The organism is Robinsoniella peoriensis (assembly GCF_000797495.1).
In the GTDB taxonomy this organism is placed as follows: Bacteria; Bacillota; Clostridia; order Lachnospirales; family Lachnospiraceae; genus Robinsoniella; species Robinsoniella peoriensis.
In genome coordinates this window covers 1-22,635 of sequence record NZ_JTGN01000004.1, presented here as the reverse complement: position 1 = coordinate 22,635, position 22,635 = coordinate 1, and the positions used below count along the sequence as shown (strand labels likewise).

Annotated in this window: 26 protein-coding genes and 2 pseudogenes; 21 read left to right on the top strand and 7 right to left on the bottom strand. The window is 40.2% G+C overall.

Annotated elements, in window-relative coordinates; translation table 11 throughout:
* From QR40_RS08915 to QR40_RS32245, 8 genes are all read left to right on the top strand, one after another.
* A complete protein-coding gene (locus tag QR40_RS08915) occupies positions 1–1,818 on the top strand; it encodes a hypothetical protein (protein ID WP_052430765.1) in 1,818 nt (605 codons plus the stop codon).
* A gap of 16 nt (positions 1,819–1,834) precedes the next feature.
* A complete protein-coding gene (locus QR40_RS08910; protein WP_044294480.1) occupies positions 1,835–3,235 on the top strand; it encodes a hypothetical protein in 1,401 nt (466 codons plus the stop codon).
* A gap of 75 nt (positions 3,236–3,310) precedes the next feature.
* Positions 3,311–3,724, top strand: coding sequence for a phage holin family protein (locus tag QR40_RS08905; RefSeq protein ID WP_044294478.1), 414 nt, complete (start codon positions 3,311–3,313; stop codon positions 3,722–3,724).
* Positions 3,711–5,210, top strand: coding sequence for an N-acetylmuramoyl-L-alanine amidase (locus QR40_RS08900; protein ID WP_044294475.1), 1,500 nt, complete (start codon positions 3,711–3,713; stop codon positions 5,208–5,210). Before QR40_RS08905 ends, QR40_RS08900 begins: the two co-directional genes overlap by 14 nt.
* A gap of 312 nt (positions 5,211–5,522) precedes the next feature.
* Positions 5,523–7,199: a recombinase family protein gene (locus QR40_RS08895; protein WP_152614189.1), complete on the top strand. Its 1,677-nt coding sequence runs from the start codon at positions 5,523–5,525 to the stop codon at positions 7,197–7,199.
* A gap of 347 nt (positions 7,200–7,546) precedes the next feature.
* Positions 7,547–7,780 carry a hypothetical protein gene (locus QR40_RS32255; protein ID WP_242858475.1) on the top strand — a complete coding sequence of 78 codons (234 nt, stop codon included), beginning with the start codon at positions 7,547–7,549 and terminating at the stop codon, positions 7,778–7,780.
* Complete coding sequence (locus tag QR40_RS32250; protein WP_242858474.1) at positions 7,781–8,044, top strand: hypothetical protein; 264 nt, start codon at positions 7,781–7,783, stop codon at positions 8,042–8,044. It begins immediately after the preceding gene.
* A gap of 42 nt (positions 8,045–8,086) precedes the next feature.
* Positions 8,087–8,398, top strand: a complete 312-nt coding sequence (locus QR40_RS32245; protein ID WP_242858472.1) for a DUF4268 domain-containing protein — start codon at positions 8,087–8,089, stop codon at positions 8,396–8,398.
* A 117-nt stretch (positions 8,399–8,515) separates the two neighbouring features.
* Here QR40_RS32245 and QR40_RS32040 read toward each other — a convergent pair whose 3' ends face one another.
* Both QR40_RS32040 and QR40_RS32505 read right to left on the bottom strand, forming a co-directional pair.
* Complete coding sequence (locus tag QR40_RS32040; protein ID WP_200889739.1) at positions 8,516–8,689, bottom strand: hypothetical protein; 174 nt, start codon at positions 8,687–8,689, stop codon at positions 8,516–8,518.
* Positions 8,690–8,929: 240 nt separating this feature from the next.
* On the bottom strand, positions 8,930–9,052 hold the full coding sequence (locus QR40_RS32505) for a hypothetical protein (RefSeq protein ID WP_276325427.1): 123 nt from the start codon (positions 9,050–9,052) through the stop codon (positions 8,930–8,932).
* A gap of 239 nt (positions 9,053–9,291) precedes the next feature.
* On the opposite strand from QR40_RS32505, the gene QR40_RS32240 reads away from it, so the two are divergent.
* From QR40_RS32240 to QR40_RS29670, 10 genes and pseudogenes are all read left to right on the top strand, one after another.
* On the top strand, positions 9,292–9,627 hold the full coding sequence (locus tag QR40_RS32240) for a ParB N-terminal domain-containing protein (RefSeq protein ID WP_330373703.1): 336 nt from the start codon (positions 9,292–9,294) through the stop codon (positions 9,625–9,627).
* Positions 9,628–9,727: 100 nt separating this feature from the next.
* Entirely contained in the window at positions 9,728–10,090 is a 363-nt protein-coding gene (locus QR40_RS31295) for a hypothetical protein (RefSeq protein ID WP_052430763.1), read from the top strand.
* A 938-nt stretch (positions 10,091–11,028) separates the two neighbouring features.
* Positions 11,029–11,808 (top strand): HNH endonuclease, encoded by a 780-nt coding sequence (locus QR40_RS08870; protein ID WP_044294469.1) that lies wholly within the window; start codon positions 11,029–11,031, stop codon positions 11,806–11,808.
* 227 nt (positions 11,809–12,035) lie between these two features.
* On the top strand, positions 12,036–12,428 hold the full coding sequence (locus QR40_RS08865; protein ID WP_044294468.1) for a hypothetical protein: 393 nt from the start codon (positions 12,036–12,038) through the stop codon (positions 12,426–12,428).
* Between the two features lie 48 nt (positions 12,429–12,476).
* On the top strand, positions 12,477–12,941 hold the full coding sequence (locus QR40_RS08860) for a very short patch repair endonuclease (protein ID WP_044294466.1): 465 nt from the start codon (positions 12,477–12,479) through the stop codon (positions 12,939–12,941).
* A gap of 135 nt (positions 12,942–13,076) precedes the next feature.
* Positions 13,077–13,691, top strand: a complete 615-nt coding sequence (locus QR40_RS32500) for a restriction endonuclease PLD domain-containing protein (RefSeq protein ID WP_152614187.1) — start codon at positions 13,077–13,079, stop codon at positions 13,689–13,691.
* Positions 13,676–14,149: a phospholipase D-like domain-containing protein gene (locus tag QR40_RS32495; RefSeq protein ID WP_052430761.1), complete on the top strand. Its 474-nt coding sequence runs from the start codon at positions 13,676–13,678 to the stop codon at positions 14,147–14,149. Before QR40_RS32500 ends, QR40_RS32495 begins: the two co-directional genes overlap by 16 nt.
* A gap of 200 nt (positions 14,150–14,349) precedes the next feature.
* The gene (locus QR40_RS29680) at positions 14,350–14,640 is read left to right on the top strand and encodes a hypothetical protein (protein WP_052430760.1); all 291 of its coding nucleotides are present in this window, start codon (positions 14,350–14,352) and stop codon (positions 14,638–14,640) included.
* A gap of 128 nt (positions 14,641–14,768) precedes the next feature.
* Positions 14,769–15,083, top strand: a pseudogene (locus tag QR40_RS29675) (Z1 domain-containing protein); the annotation flags it as partial.
* A 13-nt stretch (positions 15,084–15,096) separates the two neighbouring features.
* On the top strand, positions 15,097–15,390 hold the full coding sequence (locus QR40_RS29670) for a hypothetical protein (protein ID WP_052430758.1): 294 nt from the start codon (positions 15,097–15,099) through the stop codon (positions 15,388–15,390).
* A gap of 45 nt (positions 15,391–15,435) precedes the next feature.
* Here QR40_RS29670 and QR40_RS08845 read toward each other — a convergent pair whose 3' ends face one another.
* A complete protein-coding gene (locus QR40_RS08845) occupies positions 15,436–15,768 on the bottom strand; it encodes a helix-turn-helix domain-containing protein (RefSeq protein WP_044294465.1) in 333 nt (110 codons plus the stop codon).
* 267 nt (positions 15,769–16,035) lie between these two features.
* Between QR40_RS08845 and QR40_RS08840 the strand changes: the two genes are divergently transcribed.
* Positions 16,036–16,389, top strand: coding sequence for a helix-turn-helix domain-containing protein (locus QR40_RS08840; protein ID WP_044294464.1), 354 nt, complete (start codon positions 16,036–16,038; stop codon positions 16,387–16,389).
* Positions 16,389–17,441: a DNA cytosine methyltransferase gene (locus QR40_RS08835; protein WP_044294463.1), complete on the top strand. Its 1,053-nt coding sequence runs from the start codon at positions 16,389–16,391 to the stop codon at positions 17,439–17,441. Before QR40_RS08840 ends, QR40_RS08835 begins: the two co-directional genes overlap by 1 nt.
* A gap of 616 nt (positions 17,442–18,057) precedes the next feature.
* Here the strand turns inward: QR40_RS08835 and QR40_RS08830 are convergent.
* The 4 genes from QR40_RS08830 to QR40_RS33570 all read right to left on the bottom strand — a co-directional run bounded on the left by QR40_RS08830 (position 18,058) and on the right by QR40_RS33570 (position 21,633).
* Positions 18,058–19,908: a Z1 domain-containing protein gene (locus QR40_RS08830; protein ID WP_044294462.1), complete on the bottom strand. Its 1,851-nt coding sequence runs from the start codon at positions 19,906–19,908 to the stop codon at positions 18,058–18,060.
* Between the two features lie 11 nt (positions 19,909–19,919).
* Positions 19,920–21,068: a restriction endonuclease PLD domain-containing protein gene (locus tag QR40_RS08825; RefSeq protein WP_044294461.1), complete on the bottom strand. Its 1,149-nt coding sequence runs from the start codon at positions 21,066–21,068 to the stop codon at positions 19,920–19,922.
* A gap of 107 nt (positions 21,069–21,175) precedes the next feature.
* Complete coding sequence (locus tag QR40_RS33575; RefSeq protein ID WP_416389840.1) at positions 21,176–21,316, bottom strand: hypothetical protein; 141 nt, start codon at positions 21,314–21,316, stop codon at positions 21,176–21,178.
* A 74-nt stretch (positions 21,317–21,390) separates the two neighbouring features.
* Positions 21,391–21,633 (bottom strand): hypothetical protein, encoded by a 243-nt coding sequence (locus QR40_RS33570; protein ID WP_416389833.1) that lies wholly within the window; start codon positions 21,631–21,633, stop codon positions 21,391–21,393.
* A 768-nt stretch (positions 21,634–22,401) separates the two neighbouring features.
* Here QR40_RS33570 and QR40_RS08815 point away from each other — a divergent pair.
* Positions 22,402–22,635 (top strand): annotated as a pseudogene (locus QR40_RS08815) (IS1634 family transposase); the annotation flags it as partial.

Below are 22,635 nucleotides of genomic sequence, written 5' to 3'. Positions count from 1 at the left end.
ATGTATCCGGTCAGTTTGGAATTTTTAAAGGCAGTACAAGAGAATACCAGAGTCTGCTATTTTGAGGGGAAAATTAAAACGCTGCAAGGAAGAGAGTATTTATTTGGCAATCAGGAAATCGTAAAAGGCTCCGGTTATGTGCTAAATCAATGCTGCAGTGAAACAGAAATCGGGATAGGAACAGTCTATGCGGCTGAAATGGGAATTACCCTGTATTCGGAAATAGACCATTACACACTGGAGGGGGCATTCATTGAACTGAGCTACCATTTAGAGGTGGCAGAAGGCAGATATGAATCCGTACCCATGGGTGTATTTGAAATCAGCGAAGCAAACCGGATGGTAAAATGCCTGGAAATAAAAGCATATGACTACATGCTTCGTTTTGATAAGCCATTCAAGACCAATGCATCCTCTGGCAATGCATATGATTTTCTGAAAATGGCAGGAGAGAGCTGCGGTGTGGAGCTGGCACAGTCCGAGCAGGAAATCCAGCGGATGGAAAATGGAAGCACTGTCCTTGGTATCTATTCGGAGAACACCATAGAATCATGGAGAGATCTGCTTGCTTACACCGCACAGGTACTTGGATGTTTTGCGACAATAAACAGGGAGGGAAAACTGGAACTGCGGAGTTACAACAGAAAATCTGTGTGGAAATTTTCTGACAGGCATCGTTTTTCCAGCAGCTTCTCCGATTTTGTGACCAGATATACAGCAATCAGCTCCACGAACCAGAAAACAGCAACAGCGGAGTATTACGCTTTGGAGAAGGATGACGGGCTGACCATGAACCTTGGAATTAACCCGCTACTCCAATTTGGTTTAGAGGAAACAAGGAAAAAACTCCTCACCAATACCCTGCATAAAGTCGCGGAAATCAATTATGTCCCATTCGATTCTGTGACCATAGGAAATCCGGCGCTGGATCTTGGAGACTGCATTCAATTCTCCAATGGGCAGGCAGATGAAAACCAAAAGACCTGTATTACCAGCTATCATTATAAACTGAACGGAAAGCAAACGGTAAAATGCGTTGGGAAAAATCCAAGGCTCAGTCAGGCAAAATCAAAAAATGATAAGAACATCATAGGACTTTTAAACCAGATAGAGGCAGGCAAGATTGCAGTGCGTGTCTATCGGAATGCAGCCCCTGTGGTGCTGGGAGCAGATATGGCGGAAATTATCAACATGGAATTTGCCGCCAATGAGGATACGGATGCCCAGTTTTTTGCATCCATTTTATTGGATGTATCAGCGGAAACTGTGGAGAGACAGGTGACCGCAAGTATTACTGTACCGGATTCAGAAAAACAGCAGGGAGACAGGATTGAGCTGGTCTGGACAGAAGAAGGAAAAGCATCTTTTCAGGTAATTTATAAGATAGACGATAAAGAAGAAATGGTTTACCGACCGACAGAGACATGGCAGTCTGGCCAGCATATCCTGAATCTCTATTACCCGCTTACGGGGATTGCCAAGAATACAATGAATCGGATGCAGGTGTATCTGACTGTATCGGGAGGTGAAGCGATTGCGGAAAGGGGCTGGATTTTGGCTTCTGTCAGAGGGCAGGGGGTTAGTGCTAATCAAAATTGGGACGGACGGATTGAAATTAAGGAACAGTTTGCAGTAGTTGAGGCACCGGGACACATGGTAGTAAAACCAATTTCGGAGATGGTATCCGTTAAGCAGCAGATCCCAACATCTGCAAACTTAACACAGCAAATCCATACGGTTGTAATGGGTGGAATCAGGCTCATAGATATGGAGGAAGAAATGAGTATATTAGAAAAAGACAGAACAGAGCAAAGATAGAAAGGGGAGAAATGGTATGTATTACAAGGGAATCGCAGAAATAGAAATGACAAGTGTTGAGGATGGAACAAAAGAAGTTGTATATGAAGAGAATATGGTGACAAATGCAGTCCGGCAGGTATTTGAGGGCAGCTTGGAAGCACTTTTTTGTACTATTGATAACTGTTACGGGCTAAACCTGATTGACAGTTTTCTGCCCATTGCAGGCAATGCCATAGGGGGTATCCTGCTTTTCAAGGATTCAGTGGAAGAAAATTCAGATAATATCTATGTCCATTCATCCACGGAGTGTATAGGATATGCGTCCAGCAATGTAAACCCTACAGAAAATCCGAAAAGAGGAAGCCTGAATCTGACAGAATCTATAAAGCTGGATAATGGATTTAAGTTTGTCTGGGATTTTACAACCAGCCAGGGGAATGGAACAATTGGAAGTCTTTGCCTGACACACAAAGGGGGAGGCGCGGGCTTCTATGGAGATGGCTATGATAATGAATCCAAAGTGCTGCTCATGAAAAAGTTGAATTCCACCTGCCATTTCTCATTTCTGGACCGGTATCTGGACATTGTTGAAATTGATTTTGTGAACGATTACTTCTATTCCATATCCATGACACTCAAGAATGAAATAATTATTAAAAAAATAAAAAAACGGTTTCTGGCCATAGGTGTCAATGACACACCACTTGATACAGGGGATGTACTTCTGGACAGCAGAACCTTAATTCCAACGATTTTTACAGATACACTTTCAAATGAAAGGAACGTAGACTTTTTTGATGGAAAAGATGGATACTGGTACGGATTTATGGGAGCCGACAGCAACCGTGCAAATGCTGAGATCAAATGGATGAAAATTCATAAAGACACTTATGCATTCACAGAAGGGAAATGGGTACTGCAGGGTGTGACGATGAAGATGCTGGGGTCCCGTTCGAATATGAATACAAACCTTTATTTAAAATGCACGTATTGCGTCATGAGAAACGGATATCTGTATTTTATTAATTACGACAAGACTGGGATTTATAAATTAAATGTGAATAACAGTGCGGATATTACCTTGATACCGCTGGGATTTAAGTCTGCATTTGCACAGGGAGAGCCTTATGGATATCTCTACATGTATATGCTGGATGATTGGATTATGGGGTCGGATTTTAGCATTGATATCAACGACAGAGTGTGCAAGCTGTTCAATAAGAATCCATTTCAATATGTGAATACTCCATTATTCCAGTGTGGTCCTTATCTGTATAGTTTCGGAAAATATACAAGCAGTGAGAAGAATAACCTGCAAAAAAGCTATTGGCTGCTCACCCCCTATCTGGCCACAATCAATAACTTAAGCAATCCGGTTGTAAAAACTGCGGATAAGACCATGAAGATTACGTATTTTTTGACAGAAACAAGTTAGCCGATTTGCAGTTAAAACCGTCAAATAGCTAAGTCTGTTTGAGCCTAATAAAAAAAGAAAAGCGAGGAATGGAAAATGAAAGATTTTGTATCAATGGGTCAGTATGTATTTGCATCTGTCGGGGTATTTTTTGGATGGTTTGTAGGGGGATTTGATGGATTTGTGTATACTTTGGTGGTATTTGTGGTTATTGATTACCTTACCGGTGTCATGGCATCTATTTTGAAAAAAGAGCTATCCAGCGGAGTGGGCTTTCGTGGAATTTTCAAAAAAGTAGTGATTTTTTGTCTGGTAGCGGTAGGGCATATCATTGATACCTATATAATTAAGAATGGCAGTATGCTGAGGGATGCGGTCATCTTTTTTTATTTATCCAACGAAGGTATTTCTATTCTGGAGAATGCAGGAAGAATTGGGCTGCCCATTCCAGAAAAATTGAGAAGCGTATTGGAACAGTTAAGGGAGGAAAAATCTGATGATGGTAAATAGGGATTATGTATCGGACAATAACACTTATGCGAATAATGATCCTCGGTATATCATTGTTCATAACACGGATAATTTTAATGCCGGTGCAAACGCACTGGCTCATGCCAAGGCACAATATAACGGGAATTTCGATAATATGTCTGCCCACTATTACACAGATGATGGGGAAACGGTGTATCAGGCGGCTTCCAATGGCAGCGGATGCTGGCATGTTGGGGTGAATTATGGAGGGCGGTTATTCGGTACAGTTAATAACAAGAATACCATCGGCGTGGAAATATGTGTACAGGCAGGGTATGATTTTGACAAGGCTTTTAATAATACAGCAGAGTTTGTCCGTCAGTTGATGGTGGAGACTGGAATTCCGGCTGAGCGGGTACTGCAGCATTACGATGTATGTGCAAAGAACTGTCCATCACAGATTAGGGCAAAAGGTTTATGGGAGGAGTTTAAACGCAAGATACAGTCTGGCGGAGGCAATGAGGGGGAAGATACAAGCACTTTTACTAAAATCATGGGAAACTCTGCGGCAACAGTTGAGCAGATGAAAACCTATATCAAAGAAAAGAATCCGGCGGTGGCACAGTCTGTATTGGACATGCTGCCGCTTTATTTATCAGACGGGGAAGCAGAAGGAGTCAGAGGTGATATCGCTTTTGCTCAATCCTGTTTGGAGACCGGAAATTTCACATTTGCACAATCAGCAGTTGCCTTAGAACAGAACAATTTTTGCGGTATGGGAGTTACGGAAAATGGTATGAAAGGAAATTCTTTTGATTCACCTCAGCTTGGCATCAGGGCACAGATTCAGCATCTGAAAGCTTATGCAAGTATGGATGCTTTGGTCAATGAAAATATTGATCCCCGTTTTAAATATGTTATGAGAGGGTCTGCCAAATACGTGGAATGGCTTGGCATACAGGAAAACCCAACTGGGAAAGGATGGGCGGCAGGAGCTGGGTACGGGGCGAAGATCGTTGCCATCTTGAAAGATATCACAGGGAATACAGGTAGTGGAAGCGGGGATGTGGCCGGCTCTGACCAGTCTGTTAAGCCGCTGTCTGGATTTGTGAAAGTGTTCTATAAGGGCAGAGATGGTCTGTATGTGAGGACTGCCCCGTGTATGGGGAACAATGTGAGCCAGGTGGTGTATGAAGGGATTTTTACCGTGACGGGTATTAGCGGTGACGGGCTGTGGTACAGGCTGAAATCGGGGCTTTATGTAACTACGGGAAGGGAGTATGTGCAGTTCATGGAGAGTCTGCCGACGGTATCTTCTTATTTGGTGAGGGTTAATATTGTGGATTTAAACATTCGAAAAGGACCGGGAACGGATTATTCCGGTACAGGGAAATTTACAGGTGCTGGTGTGTTTACCATTGTTGAGGAAGCGGGCGGGCAGGGAGCATCCAAATGGGGACTTCTGAAATCCTGCCAGAAGAAACGGGATGGGTGGATTTCTTTGGATTATGCCACGAGGATTTAGATGGCTCAGGAGGATGACTCAAAAACAATATTATGTAAGCATATAGAAAGGACATAAATTATGGATACCGATATGACCACTTTTGCTGAACAGCTTGCCAATCTCATAGCTAAATATGCAGATAAAATTGACTTAGAAAACTTACCTGATCCACCCCCGCCAGACCCGCCACAAAGATCAGCAGATTAAATGGTTGGTCTTTTTCTTTATTAAATCAAAATCTTGTTGAATATCCTTACCGTATTTGATATAATTCTTTTAACAAATTAATTCTACGTGTGACCTAAGTCCAAACTTTTACGAGGTGATTTAATATTGAATAAAAAAACGAAAGTATACACCTATAAGAGAGTATCTACATCCATGCAGGTAGACGGATATTCTCTTGATGCCCAGGATGATCGAATTACAAAATATGCCGACGCTTTTGATTTTGAAATCGTTGGCGAATATGAAGACGCAGGAAAGTCCGGAAAATCTATTGAAGGCCGTGCAGAATTTAAGAAGATGCTGGAAGATATAGAATCCAATAAAGATGGAGTTTCGTATGTGCTTGTGTTCAAGCTGTCACGTTTTGGCCGGAATGCCGCTGATGTATTAAGCACTCTTCAATTCATGCAGGATTATGATGTGAACCTAATTTGCGTTGAAGACGGGATTGATAGTTCCAAGGACGCAGGAAAGCTTATGATATCTGTGCTTTCAGCAGTAGCCGAGATTGAACGGGAAAATATTCTTGTGCAGACTATGGAAGGACGGAGACAGAAAGCCAGAGAAGGAAAATGGAATGGCGGCTTTGCGCCCTATGGCTATAGTCTGAATAATGGTAAACTGGAAATTGAAGAAAGTGAAGCGGAGGCTATCCGTTTGATTTTTGATAAATATACGAACACGGATATGGGGTCTAATGGCATAGCAAAGTATCTGGCGCAGCAAGGGATAGCGAAAAAGGAAAGGCAAAACGGTAATAGCCCGCTTTTTTCTGCAAAACTTATAAGGGATATATTGGATAACCCTATTTACAGCGGAAAAATAGCTTTTGGCCGGAGGCGGAATGAGAAGATAACAGGCACAAGGCAATACCATATCGTGAAACAAGATGATTATATGGTTTGTGATGGAATTCATGAAGCAATCATTGATGAAGATACGTGGGAAAAAGTGCAAGAAAAACGCAAATTACAGGCAAAGCGGTATGAACATGTCAACAAGGGTAAAGATGAAAAAATACATCTCCTATCAGGTATTCTGTGCTGCCCAATGTGTGGTTCTGGCATGTATGGTAATAAGTCAATTAAGAAGAAAAATGGCAAACATTATAAAGACTATTTCTACTATGGATGCAAACACCGCAGTATGACGCTGGGACATAAATGCACCTATAATAAGCAGCTGCAGGAAGAAAAGTTAGATAGTGCTGTAGCAGAAGTCATTGGAAAATTGGTTGGTAACCCTAAATTTGCTGATATGATGAAAAAGAAAATCAACATCAAAACAGATACCAGCGAAGTGGAAAAAGAGATAGCCAATTATCAAAAGCAGTTAAGTCAATATATCGGTACGAAACGAAGTCTTGAAAATCAGATAGACAACTTAAATTATGATGACAAGCATTATGATAGAAAGTTATCCGACTTGCAGGATAGGCTGGACAAGATGTATGATAATATTGAAGACGTTGAACACAGCCTAAAAGACTGCAAGGATAGAAAGCGGGCTATTGAGGCTGAAAAGCTGACAGGCGATAATATATATAAGACACTCATTTATTTTGATAAGCTTTATAATGTGATGGAAGATGCTGATAAAAGGGCATTACTGACAGCATTAATAAAAGAAATACATGTTTATGAGGAAGAACAAGCCAACGGACAGTGGTTAAAATCTATAGTATTTAAACTTCCAATCATTGAAAGTAATATGGAAATATGTTTGGACAATGAAACGCACGTTGAGTGCGTTTGTTTAATGACGAGAAAAGAGAAGTAAAAGTGCTGAAAAAGCCGATAAAATGGGCATTTCTCGGAAGATGGTTCGTAGCGTGAGTGAGTAGGAAATTTGGGAAATAGGGCGAGGCCTCAATGATGCCTTGATGGAATTTTGAAATCTGCCCTATGACTTATTATTCGATTTTGGCTTGGTGAGTGCGCAGGACTGCTGACATAGTGCGAGTGTAGGATTATTGACAGCAATCGGAGACACTGAAAGGCAAGCCAAATGGCTGTTGTATGGAGTTGATTTCAAAATGGGTAAGGAGGATTTAGAATGATAAATTTAGGGCAGCTTAAAGAGATAAGGATTTAAGAAAAGTATGGCCTCATGAGAAACTGGATTTCATGCCGTGGCTTGCAGAAGAAGATAATCTTATGTTGTTGTCAGATGCGGTAGGCTTAGAGATTACTGTGGATACCGAATCCAGTGTCGGAGATTTTAACGTGGATATTTATGCGATTGAAACTGGGATGGACAGAAAGATTATTATCGAAAATCAACTGGAAGATACCAACCATGACCACCTTGGCAAACTGATTATATACGCATCAGGAAAAGCGGCAGATTTTGTGATTTGAGTGGTAAAGCGCGCCCGTGAAGAACACGGAGCGGCAATCGAATGGCTGAACAACCATATGGATGAAAATATTGCGTTTTTCCTTTTGGAGGTTAAGTTATTTCAAATCGGTGATTTAGATATTGCTGTAAAATTTGAAGTCATTGAAAAGCCGAATGACTGGACGAAAGAAATTAAGCGCCAAACAAGCAGTTCCCCCACACTGCAGGCGAGATATGATTATTGGGTTGCCTTTAACGAATATGCTTTTAATAATGCCCAATAAGCTAAGGCCTTTAACAGAAGAAAGGCCAGAACTGACCATTGGATGACCTTAAGTTTCGGTTCAGCTGCTTGCCATATTAATTTGTTGCAAGTCAGGAAGGAGAACAACATTATCGTTGAGTGGTATATCACGGATGATAAGGAACTTTATCAGAAAGTTTATTCTTACAAAGAGGACATTGAAGCGGATATGGGAATGGCACTGGATTGGAGAGAATCGCCGGATAAGAAAGCAAGCAGAATTCTGGTAATTAACGATGCGGATTTTGATAATAAGGATAAATGGCAGGAGCAGTTTGATTGGGCGATGGATGTTGCGATGAAGATGAAGAGAGCCTTAAAAAAATATTTGTAGTGAATAATTTAGATGGAAATATAAATAATTAGAGAACCAAGGGAGTGCCCACCCAATAAGGATGCTCACTCCCTTGCTGAACATAAGCCATGCATTGCTTGAACCGCCTAAAAGTATTCAGATACCGCCCTCAATATCCACTTCAAATTTGTCATAAATAAAGTCAAGTAGTTCCGCTGCTGTAGGGGTATCGCCCGCTTTCTTTATGCGTTCCCGATAGCGCTTGTCTTGAGAAGCCAGGCCCATTGCTATATATTTATTTAAAATTTTTGAGAGATCATTTTCTGTCATTTTGCAACGTTCAGCCATATGTAGCAGGACGGTCTTTCCATCAAATCTTAATCCCTGCATATATGACTTGCTGTATGCCAGCCGGACTGACCTGACCTGAGGGTATTTTCCTTAATCTGATTTACCTTGCCAGCGGTAATATTTTCAGTTTTGGCTACTTTTGTGTATTTTCTTAAGTAATAGCATTTTAGGAGAATATTGATTTGCTCTTGGGTTAAAAGTTCATAATTTCCCATGAGCCTATACCACTTCCGTATCTAACGGTATGATATCCAGAAGAAGCTGGAACATCTGACTACTGGTTTCAATGTCACGATAGGTTAATTTGTAGAGTAATTTATCCGTAAATCCCTGTGCAAACAATGCGGAAGCTGGTGCGATATAAACCGCTGTTTTATCCGCTGGTTTAATTCCCCCAGCATTGAATCGCCAGCTATATGGGAAATTGGGTCATACAGTTTTAAATCAAGTGTCGGTATCGCTTATTGGAAATTTGCAAAGGAGTTGATTGCGAATGAAGGCTAATGCTCCGAATACAAAAATGTTCACTGACGCTGTGGATGTATTATGCGGGATAGAGAGTATGTCTGATTGGGATTCAGATGCTATCCATTGACAGTGTCTTTCCGTTTCGGAACCACCCTTTCCGTTTATATGAGGGGGAATGCTTGGATGATATGGTTGAGAGTATCAGGGAACATGGAATTTTGAGTCCGGTGATCGTTTGGAAGAATTCTGATGGTTATGAAATGCTTGCAGGGCATAACCGTCAGAATGCAGGAAAGCTTGCAGAACTTATGGAAATTCCGGCTATTGTGAAATCGGATCTGACGGTAGAGGAAGCCTATGTGTATGTCATAGAGACGAATGTTGTTCAGCGTGGTTTTGCAGAGCTGCTTCTGTCAGAGAAAGGCAGCGGTTCTGGCGGAACGGTATGAAAAAGTCAGTAGCCGGGGAAGGCGGAATGATATTCTGTAGGAGATTGAAAGACTGAACGGCACCCACAAGGGAGAGGCTGGTGGACATGATGTCCACAGGTTGAAAAGCCGGGATGCAGTAGGGGAAGAGTATGGGATGACTGGTAGGAACATTGCCAGATACATCAGGGTGAACCTGTTGGAACAGTCATTAAAGAAACGGCTGGATGGAGGGGAACTTTCTCTGGTGTCGGCTGTGGAGCTTTCGCATCTGTCTCCAAAAGAACAGAAAACCATATCCAAAATGGCGGAACAGGGAAAGATAAAGCTGAATTCCAATACGGTCAAAGGCATAAAGGCTTTGGCGGGAGAGGTGACGGAGAAAAGTGTGCTGGAGCATGACGGGTATAAGAAAAGAGGAGAGGTGCCTGTAAAGCGATACAGCTTTCCTCAAATGTGTATGAGCGATATTTTGCAGACGTGAAGGCTGAGAATGTGGCTAAATTGTGGAGGAGGCATTGGAGGCGTGGTATACCGAAAGAAAGGGGCGAGAGGTGGTTTAAAGAAAGAGTCATAGGGATGTTGGGTAAATCGTATTTTAATATTGTGCTGACAGCAGACTATGATGTGACCGTCCAGTCTAAGAATACCGGACATTTCTGATATATCCATAATCCGGAAGTTCCTGGGGAGGATACTTTTTCATAAGCACAGGGCTTCCATCCATACCATCAGCACGGGAAGGCAAAGAACCTACGCAGGCGGTTAGGAAGATTAAGGGGCATGATGTGTTTCAGATGAATGGGAAAAGATAATTCTGGCATATATGAGAAATAGTAAATACATAATATGAATGCGAGAAGAAAATTAAGGCCTTCAGGGAGTTTAAGCTCTTTAGTAGGTCTTTTTATGTGGCTATAAAGAAGATTTAAGAAATATATAAAACATATTTTTCAGCTTTAATTTCAAGTAGTAAAATGAGGAATGTTATGGTAAAATATTGTAAAAGAAACGGAAAAAATGACTATTTGGGAAGGGGGCGGATAGAAGTTATTACCTTTTTGGAAGAATGCATATGAGAGATGAATCAAAAAAGAATATCGGTTTAATTAATGCAGGTTGCCGGAGTGTGTTGATAACGCGATAACAAATTTGACAGATAAACCTGAAAAAGAATATAATAAATAATGACATTAGAATACATAAGAGTTTTGTAGAAAACTTGACAATTACAAATATGGCTTTTAATATGTTATCAAACTATTTGGTGAATAAAAAGTTATCAGGAACAGTTTTGCCCAGGCATAAGGAAGTTGTAGATTTTTAAAAAAACAATTTCAGTTACTAATTTGGGCGAAAGCCATAAAGACATTTACTTTTGATATTATGTTGTGATATGAAGATATATAAGAAGGTGAATTTTTGAATAGAAAAGGGATAAAATGGTCAAAAGAAGAAACGATACTAGCTTTTGATTTGTATTGCAGGACTTCATTTGGCAGAATAGGTTCTTCAAATAAAGATATAAGGGAATTAGCTGGATTGCTGGGAAGGACTCCAGGAGCGGTGGCGCTTAAAATGCATAATCTGGCTCATTATGATCCAGAACTTAGAAAAAGAAATGTTACAGCAATGGCTCATGGGAGTAAGCTGGACGCTTCGATATGGGAAGAGTTTAGTAGTAACTGGGAAGACCTATCTTATCAGGCGAGATGTATACTGGCAAAACTAAAGAGCGAGAGTATTGATAAGGTTGTGAATGAAACGGAAATCGTTATGCTTCCGGAAGGCAGAGTTCGGGAGCAGCTGGTGAAAAATCGGATTGGTCAGTACTTCTTTAGAATGGCAGTTCTAAACTCATATGAAAATAGGTGTTGCATTACTGGACTGGCGATTCCTGATCTTCTTGTTGCAAGCCATATTAAGCCATGGAAAGATTCTAACAGCAGGACAGAACGGACAAATCCGATGAATGGGCTTACACTTAATGCACTTCATGATAAGGCGTTTGACAGAGGTTTGATAACGGTTACTCCTGATTATATTATCAAGGTTTCAACTGAAGTAAAACCGTCTGTGGAGGGAGATACAATGGAAGATTGGCTATTAAGTTTTGCTAATCAGAAAATCAGGATGCCGAATAAGTTTTTTCCTAGAAGGGAATTTCTGGAATTTCATAATGATGTGATTTTTATAATATGATTTGGGATTGATAAAGTAGAAAATCACGTTAAAAGCAAAGATGCAAAAGATATGGAATATCAGGTTCAATGATATCAGCAATGATCTAATGATGGGGAGGAGCTGTGGGGAAGAAGAATTTAGTTTGGCGAGATTAAAGAAAACACTTTACTTGGTCAAAAAATAATGTTGATAAAATATAAGGATAACAGTAGTGTAGAAAAAATAAATTTGGAAGGGAGTTTATTATGCCAAAGGCAGGAGATGCATTTGTAGTTGCATTAAAACCATCTCATTTAGGATGGGGTACATATCGCTATACTGATACCCGCGATCTCATTTATGGGGAAGGTTATATTAAGATACCTCGGAATTATGCACAACGGTTTGACATATTTAATGATAATCATTCTACTGCAAATCCAAGATATAGTTGTACCGCAGTAAATGGCATTTATTCCGGCACCTTGCTTGCTCAGGGATGTAGCAGAGCAGGAGATATATATGCAAAACAATTTGCAGAAGAGGGAAACTTGAAAGGCATTGGTAATTGGTATAGAAGCGTTGGCGCACAAGTGGGTGGGAGAGTTAAAGTAAGTTTTACCTCTTCTAACAGCCTTGAGATTGAGTATCTTGGGTAGATGGTGATAGCAGTGAAAATGTTTATATTGTGATTTGGGGCTGATAGAATGGATAATATTACCAAGGAACAAAGACATAAGAATATGAGAAATATCAAGTCAAGAGATACCAGCATAGAAGTGAAATTGAGGAAAGAGCTGTGGGCAAGAGGGTTTCGGTATAGGAAAAATTATGCCGCGTTGCCTGGAAAGCCGGATATTGCATTGACGAAGTATAAGATTGCTATTTTTTGTGACAGTGAGTTTTTTCATGGAAAGGACTGGGAGGTTTTAAAACCGCGTTTGGAAGTGGGGAACAATCCAGAGTATTGGAAGAAAAAGATATTAAGGAACATGGAGCGGGATGACGATGTGAATAAGGCTCTTATGTTTATGGGATGGACGGTAATTCGTTTTTGGGGAAAAGATATCTTGAAAAACTGTGGAGAGTGTATCTGGGTTATTGAGGAGTGTATTTTTGAACTGAATCTGCAGGATGACAGGCTGTTTCTGGATTCGGATGATGAATCATAATAGAAAGTTCCAGATTAATCTGCTATACTTGCAGTAATTACCAAGGATGGAGAAGAAGAAATGCGTTTATTATATTCTAATATGCTCCCATTTATAAATTGTCAAGTAAAAGTTCCCACTTTGGATCATATAATAATGGCCACTTTATTCACTATGCTTGATGTGATCTTTGATACGATACAACTTCCCTGTTATGGTGATTACGGTCGCATGGTGGAGTACTCGGCCAAGGATGGCGTTTGCCACAACGGGGTCATAAAAAATGGATTCCCAATCTATGCTGTGCGTGAAGCGGATGAAATTGAAATTGCAGTTGGGTATGTATCGAAGGCTGCATTGAAACGGTTACAGAGTCTGGTTGATGAAATCAGGATGAAGCGGATATGTCTGACAATTGGCATGTATTATCATGAGGGGATGCAGGAGGGTACATATAATGTGGCAGCATCATTGAATGAGTATTGGAATGAGCGCGGAATCGGTGAAGTGCGCTTGGTGAAAGCGTTTAAATATCATGGGAAAGCATATGTTTTTTATAAAAGCGGAAATCCGTTTTCTGCTGTGATTGGTTCGCACAATTTGGGAGCCATTAAGCTGGAGGCATCTAATCTGCGCCAGTATGAATTATCAGCGGTTACAGAGGAGCTGGAGGAACTAATGGAGGTTTCGACCATATCAGGGATATCATGCTTCCGAAGTGTTCTGCTGATATATCTGAACTGCAGGATGTGCCTTTGGTTCGGGAAGTAAATAAGGCCTTGGTGGATCAGGAGTTTGTTTCAAAGGTTACACCGGAAGAAGTGGAGGCTTATAAAAAGAGAATGACAGAAGTTTCTTTTGAGCTTCCGCTGAAAGTATCGGAGGATGAGAATGATTTATCCATGCGGGGATCAAATATAAATGTTTGTTATGCAAGCGGGAGAAAGCGTGTATGGTGGGAAATTGAAATGGTGGTTAGTAAATCTATCAGAGATCTTACGGGATATCCGCTGTATCAGAAACCGTTTATGGCTATTACGGATGACGGATGGAAGTTTCAAGCCTGGACATGTGGACAGAATAATAAAAATCTGTATTTAAAAGATGATTTGATGATTATGGGGCTATTTGTGATGAATATGATTCTGAGATTTTTGCTGAAAATTTTTGATGTAGCCAGTTATTATAGTTTTGAAAAAGAATGTAAGGACTATGAAGCAGTGGGCTAATATTTGGGCTCTACAGGATTTATGAGAGGAAATCCTTTGTTTATTGTCAATGATGAGGTAGATGCGGCTTCGTTAAATACCATGATTAACAAAAACAGCAAATCTTCAATCAACAGATATCTTGATGATATCAAGGCAAAGTCTGCTTGTAGTGTATATCTGCAGGTACTGGGACACCTCAGGCTCTGTTGTTACAGACAATGTCATCAGGGGGGCATCCTTATTTTACATATTATTTTCAACCGGGGGACGGATATCTTGGAGGAGATTTTTTCTTTCAGGAAGAGGGTATTGGAGACTGTATTACTTATATATATTCTTTAAATAATCCATTGGAAGAGGCATTAATGCACCATCTGACAGTATCAGGGCTTATGCTGGCGGCAGGGAAAAAGGTATGTAATTTTCTAATTCATCCTAGCAGATATCAGCAGGATGTATCTAAAGTATTAGCGGAAATGCTGGGATGCTGGGTTTATTGCACAGCTTAAACAATAGTATGAGCGGCTGGACCCAGCCAAGTTTGAAAAGAAAGATTTTAGTGAATTCTGGCCATTATTCAGGTGCTGTTGGTGAAAGAAGATATTAAAGTTCTGGTAATGAATGGAAATTCCAACGTAAGCAGCGATCTAATGTGTCAGGTTCCAATGTGATTATCGGGGGGAATACGCTTGGGGGTACTTTTACAGGACTGCAGACGATTTATTATACAAGGACTGCTAAAAAGCTTCAGGCAGATACGATGTGGCAACACAGCCGTATGTTTGGCTATGACAGGGATGCTGGGCTTATGAAAGTTTTCATTGATGAACATTTATATAAGTTGTTTTCGGATATCACTGCAACTAATAATTCCATTATTTCGCAGGGGAGCAGACGTAAAGATTTATTATCCAGAGGGACTGAATCCAACAAGGAAAAATGTTCTGGATAATAAAAAACTGACTATGATTTCAGGAAGAATAAATTATTATCCTTATTCACCGGAAAATGATTCGATTGCCGACATTGACGGACTGTTGGAGGCATTTGATGATTTTCAGCCATGTTATCAGATGAGCCTTAGATTGATACGGGAGATTTTTTCACATATAAAATCAGAAGATGATTTTAAGGTCAGTGTTTTTAGTGCCATTATTGATATGTTTCTTTCTGAAAAGCCGGCAAGTCAGGAGAGGGAAAGCCCTTCTCTTAATTCAGAAAGAACAGCCCTGTATTCGGTATCAGCCGCTGCGGCATGATAGAACCATTTTTCTAAAGTACAGGATTTTAAATCAGGGCAACCGTTACAAACATAAGAGCGGAATAAAGTCTGGAACATTTTTGCACAACAAAATCGTCACATACGGAAGTGCATTTTTTATAACTCCAACAGTAACGGTTGTTTGTACAGAGAGGACAAAGTTTTCTGTGATCACAGTTCCTGCGGAAGGCACAATTATTGAAGGCTCTGCCAAGGCCCCCATGTTCTTTAGGATACGATGGTTCCGGATTTCTTTTGAAATGGTTGTGCAATCCCGCTCAAGTTTTAACCCAATTGCCTTGAAAGAACATTGCTTTTCTAATAAGTTAGCGATTGTAAATCTTTCATTTAAAGTAAGGTGTTTGTTTTTAGTCATGATAAACATCCTGAAACGGGAGCAAGGCAAGATAATCATATAAAAAGAAACCGTTTAAGGGAATAAAAAAATATGAACTGGAAGATTGTAATTTTAGTCAGAGTAATGCCCCCCCCCCGCAGAGTTTTTCAAAGTAATTTCAACTTTTGGAATGGAAGGGGAGAAATTTATTTTGGAAAGTAACAAACGCTGCATTTATGCAGCGAAAATATAAAATATGATTGATAAAATGCAGCGAAAGTGCTATACTTATATAGAGGTGAGAATATGTCCAACTTAGGTCAGTTTATAAAAAATAAAAGAGATGCCGTTGGGCTGTCTCAGGACGAATTGGGTGCGATTTGTGGAATGAGTGACGCAACAATTCAAAGAATAGAAACTGGAAAAACAAAGCAACCGGGATGGGAGCTTTTGTGTAAAATCGCAAAGGCTGTGAAGATTCATCCTTTTGAAATCCTGAAAGAGTCTGGTTACATTACAGATGAAGATATTAGTCCAAGTCATAGACTGAATGGGCTGAAGGACTTGGATAAGAACGAACTCCAATCTGTGCAAGTGTACATAGACTTTATGATGTTCAGGAAAAATAATTGTAATAATTCGAAGGAGGAATTGGAATAATGCCATATAGATTAGGAGAATTATTTTGCGGACCGGGAGGCATCGCTTGGGGCGCAACTCATGCAAATATAGGAGATCCGAATTTTAGAATTGTTCATCAGTGGGCAAACGATTATGATGCCAGCACTTGTGACACATATCGACACAATATATGTCCTGATGCACCAAAGACGGTTTATCATGAAGATATTCGTAAATTTGATATGGACAAACTCGCACCTATCGATGCCTTGGCCTTTGGTTTCCCATGCAATGACTACAGTGTTGTGGGTGAACAGAAGGGCATGGATGGAGTTTATGGACCCCTTTATTCCTACGGTGTAAAGGCATTAAAAAAATTCAAACCGCAATGGTTCCTGGCAGAAAATGTTGGTGGTTTAAGAAATGCCAATGAGGGTAAGGCATTTGCAAAAATTCTCGCTGAACTTCGTGGTGCAGGATATGCAATAACCCCTCATCTTTATAAGTTTGAGGAATATGGCATTCCACAGGCACGTCACAGACTTATCATTGTAGGAATCAGAAACGACCTTGATGTTGTTTATCATATACCTTCAACTGAGCCATACAAGGATATAGATAACACTTGTAAAACAGCTATTGAAGTTCCGCCTATTCCTGCTGATGCTCCAAATAATGAAGCAACAAAGCAGTCCAAGACGGTGGTAGAACGCCTTAAACACATTAAACCCGGAGAAAATGCTTTCACAGCAGATATTCCAGAAGAACTGCAGCTGAATATCAAAGGAGCAAGAATTAGCCAGATTTATAAGCGTCTTGACCCTGCTAAGCCTTCCTACACAGTCACAGGAAGCGGTGGTGGCGGCACTCATATTTATCATTGGTATGAGCCGAGAGCATTAACAAACCGCGAAAGAGCGAGACTTCAGACTTTCCCAGATACCTATGAATTTCAGGGAAGTAAAGAAGGTGTCAGAAAGCAAATTGGTATGGCAGTTCCATGCAGAGGCGCACAGATTATCTTTGAAGCAATTCTGAAATCTTTTGCTGGAATTGAGTATCCAAGTGTCGAATCAAATATAATTAAATAAAAGAACTGCTACCCCATATAATCGGTATATGGGGTAGCCAAGCGGGATTTTGTGCCTGTCTCACCAACCCTTGCAAGGAGTGATAAGTGAACGCAGTTTTCCTAGGATGTGTCTGAAGATGTTGAAGGTGCAGTGGAAGAAGAATGCACAGCGATGTAATCATCAACCTCTGAGTGATTGCAGTAAATGGAACGGTCAACAGATTTTTCATAGAGACCACGATCGTATGCGGCTAAACGTGTGTGCATGGATCCGCTGTGATTTCTAAGCGTTGATAGCTGTGTGAACTAATAAGAGCATCCGAATGCTTTTACAGGTTTTTCACAATCTAGCCAAATGTAATGTTTTTGTTTCAAGGCAGGAGGCTGAAAAAGATAGTTGCATGAAATATTGCTCCAGATACTTGAATATCTGTTTCCATGTAGTTCCTTAAAACCCTAATGAGAAATATCATTAATACCCTTGTCAATAACATCACTTATGATAAGTTGCACTTCAACATCCCTATTCCTTTTTCTTCATAACTTTTTAGAAGCTATGAAGCCATACTTGGTGTTGCGTGGGAAGTCAGTATGCACAGTTTATTTGCTTATCTGAATAAAGAGGTCTGTTGGCATTAAGCATCACCGCCAATAACATCATAGTACATAGTGTCGTTTGGAAGCTTGATGTTCGGAACCCACAGCTGTTTACCTCCCCATCCTTTAGTTCCAGTCACTTGGTACATAGTCAATACAACTTTATCTGTAAAGGAACCGCCTAACTGCCAGTCGTTTGGTGACAGCAATGCACCCGTTCCCTGTGCAATGTTTCTGTTTCTGCGAACGAGAAGAATGCCTTGTCCAGTTGGCTGTTCAGCAAGAATAGTATCAATAACAGACTGAAATGATTCCAACTTAAAATCAGGACTCGGAATGATATGCGAAAGGATTTCTTTAAGCAATCGTAGACTGACCTGATAATAAGGTTCTGTATCTGTAAAAGGCTCCAAAATCGCAGTGATTCCCTCGATGGAGTCATTGCCCGGGTAGAACGGATAGTAGTTAGTGCCACCAGACAGGATTTCGACATGGTCACTATCAAGCACATTTTTTCTGGTTGGGTTTAATCCGTTTGGATAATATATCTTCACATCATCAATTCCACGTTCGACCTGTGCAATAATGGAATTGTTGGTTGAATTGATATCGGCAAAAAGTTTATACAAATTCTCGTCAATATAGACCATCATCATGCCGGGGTTTCTGTCATAACCAAACATTCGGCTGTGTTGCCACATAGTATCCGCTTGAGGCTTTTTGCTTGTTCGCGTGTAGTAGATGGTCTGGAGGCTTGGGAATGTCACGCCTCTTCCTAAGGTGTTACCGCCAATCACAAAGTTGCATCCAGTCTCATACTCTGAACTGTCAATGTCGTTCTTTCCATTCATTATTAGTATTTTTATGCTCTGAGACAGGAGCAGTTCCTTAGATTTTGTATATAAAACATCGAATTCAACTTTTTGTGATTTCACAGGAGCAAGGGTATCGTACTGCCTCAAGAGTTCAGATTTGAAATCACCATCCGTATTTTCGATGCACCATTTGATTTCTTTTTGTACCTCATCAGCAAATTTCTTATGTGCGGCAACACGCACACTTGGGTGGAACAGGCAGTTAGATACCTTTCCGTCTGAAAGCAGTATCTGAGATGAAACAGCAATATGTCGGATTACAACATCCCTTGTCGGATTTTTTAGCATTTCTAAGAATGATACACAGGCAGGCTTGCCATCCACAGGGAAAAAGAAGTCCCCGCCAAGATAAGCATTACCGGGCTGGAAATAGTAAGTGAAGTACGGATGCCAGCCGGAAGCAATAGTCTGAAGGAAGATTGCCTGTGGTGTGCCAGTAACTTGAAGATATAAACTGCTGGAGGCACCGTTTTTAATAGCGTCCAAGTATTTGTTGATTGAGGACTGACGGTCTTTGTTTACTAATGTATTTAGTGATGCCGCATCAGCTTCATCATCAATAATAAAAAGTGGATTTCCTTTCATAAAGCCTGTGGAGTTAAGAATGTTAGCCCATAATTTCAGTACGCGCACATTCTTTTTCAGCACAATGATGGCAGGCTGAATCAGGCTGTTTTCTGAAAAGAGTCCGGCATCGGTTTCACCACATATACAAAATCCTTCAAGATCTGATTTCACTCTGTTCAATGTCTGCTGCTGCAGCACAATATTATCGGTTGTAAGCAAAACGAATACAGGAAAACCAAGGTCGGCGGCTTTGCACATGATGCCAAACATCTGACCTGTTTTTCCAGATTGAACATTTCCGAAAAGGAGTCCGATTTCATGGCTGGAGAAAGATAAAGTTTTGATGTACTTGTTTCCGACATCCTCCGATGTTTTTGAAATGGATTCCGCCAGTTTAATATTTCCACGGTCTGTAATTTTTTGTAGGTAGGTTTTTAAATACTGCATATGTATCACCTCTAATCGTCATTTTCTGATGTGAAGGAAAGCATCCATACATCAAGTGCATTTCCATCTTCGTCAAGAGCAGTTTGTCCAGTCTTTTTGAATACAAGTCTGTCACATCCGTATTCATCGAGCATTTCTTCGGTTATCATACCAGCACGATCTGTGTCGGCAGCAGTGTTGTTGACTGGCCTTACGATGCCGGCAGCAGCCAAGCGCCCCTTTAACCATCTGCCCATTATCAACTCATCACCAACAGCACTAAACTGTTTGTTGTTGTCGCTGGTGGTGTGTGCTTTGAACCAATAACCATCGTCAGTTACCACGAAGAATGGCTCGTTCTTTTCTGGGTATCCTTCCATATGATATACATCAGCTCCCACTGTCAGCTGTGTTTCATACCAATCTCTGGCTTTTCTTTTGCTTCGGGGAGCCGCATAGCAAACATTGATATTGGATTTAGTATAGTGTTTTCCATCGTCAATATGGCGCTCTTCAGAATGAGGTACTTTGAGTTTTAGGAAAAACGATACATATGCTTTGCAACGTTCGTAGAAATCAACATTTGCCTGCGGAACAGAAGTAACTAATTCTATTCCATTAAGGGCTGTATTGGTTTCCCTTATGATTGGCATTCCTTTAATATTGGCAATGTTGTCGGAACAATTAGGTGACTTTAATTGTTCAATATGAGAAGCGATTTCTGCTGCTTCTATTTCTTCAATAGTGAGAACAGAAATTTCATACTGCCTTCGGTTAGTAGCCTCAAGTTTAATTGCACCTAAATTTGCAGAGCCGATGATTGCAGAGACGGGCATTCCGTTTTGGTAGAAACAGAATAGTTTGCCGTGGTATTTAAAGGATTTAACGATGCGGATTTCACCTTTGCCGGAGTCCATCCATTTTTGATTTAATTTCAGTGCAGTATGATAAGCACGTTCAGGCATACCTTCAATAAAATACATTCCTATAATAAGGCAGATTTGTTTTGTTGCATATTTATCGGCAAGAGCATCCAATTCGGTAATAGATGCATTTGAGGTATATCCGACAGCGATTTCGACACGGTCAGCAATTTTCATCTGCTCCTCAAAGCAGTCTATTATGGTGGTTTGCTCATCGTTACAGCCAAGCGGCAGTATGTTTGAGTAAAGTAGTTTCATGAGATTCCTCCATCAATCTTTTATAGTTTCCATAATATCTTCAAGGGGACAGTCCAGAGCATCGATACCAGCTGCCTCCTGCAGATCTTTTCGCTTCATATTTTCATCTATAAGAAGTGAAGTTTCCATAAACGCTGAATTACTTCTTCATAATGATTTGGGTCAGAGAGCAGTTTTTCTATTTCAATTTCATAGTTTAGGCCAACTACATCAGGTTCTCCAAATTCGTGGATATACTCTAATGGCACTTCGGTCAGTTCAATCAATTTGTCCGTGTCTATGTCAGGGTCTTGATAATGCTCATCTAAATACACTCACTCATTTATGATAAAGCGTTCATCAAGTGATAAATATAAGCATTAATTGATTGTTTATGAATGATGAAGCCGTACAGGAAGGATGCCGGGTCATTAAATGTGAATCCATCAGTTTTACCTTCCTCGTAATAGAGGATGGGATACATTCTTTCAAGAAATATCCAGTAACCATTGCTTTTGTCACACTCCTCAAAAAGAGATTGTAAAAAGGGTTCAAAAATATACTCGTCAATTTTGTTAGTAATCATGTCGTAGAGCATATTAAACGATTTGTCTGTTCCTCGAATATGATATTTTAGAATCATCATAATTTTTAGATGGAATGAAAATTGGTATTTGCCCGGAATCCTCATAGCTCTCGATAGCGTCCAGAAGTAAATGCATCATCATTGATTTTTCAAGACCGACAGTTCCCGAATTCAAAATAAAATTTGAACAGTTCTTAAGCGTTTCTGCCGTAGCATCGTGAATGGTAATCGTTCAGTATGTGTATCGCTTTATAAAAATCTTCTGCGAAATGTCATTGCACACATAAAGTTTGTAAAACTACCGTGGGGTATCGCTGTACAGCAGAGATTTCACCTCTGATTTTCATGTTTTGACACTATTGATGCTATTAAGACTGTTGTCTGTTTACACCAACGTTATTAACTATAAGTTATTCCTCAGAGAGAAATCTCTGGGGATTTTCTTTTTTAAGTAAGACTGTCTTTTATTATAACACTTTTTCTGTGCTTTTGCCAGAGGTAAAGAAGAATAATCGTGCGGATAGAAAGAAAAAATCGCAAGAAAGAAAACTCTCTTTAGAAGTAAAACAAATCATATCTCATCGTCTTAGATGGACATTAGGACGGTGGGATGCATAAAGAAAATCGGAAAACACGGGCGTTTGACACATCCATCAATCCAAAAGTACTTCAAAGCCTTATTGTAGGCTTATTTTTTTGTCAACTTTTTTGTTTTACTATCTAGTAATATTTAGTGATTTGTGCTATACTGGTATAGAGGTGATTATTATGCGAATTACAACATCTAAATCAAAAAATTCAGAATCCTTTTACATTACCAAATCCTATACCAATGACCAGGGAAAAAGTACTTCGAAGACCATTCGAAAATTGGGCACTCTGGCAGAACTTTCAAAACGTCTTGGTACCGACCGGGACGGTGTAATGGCATGGGCTAATGAACAGGCACGTCTCGAAACACTGAAATATAAAAGTGAAACCGAAGATGCTGTTATTCTGATC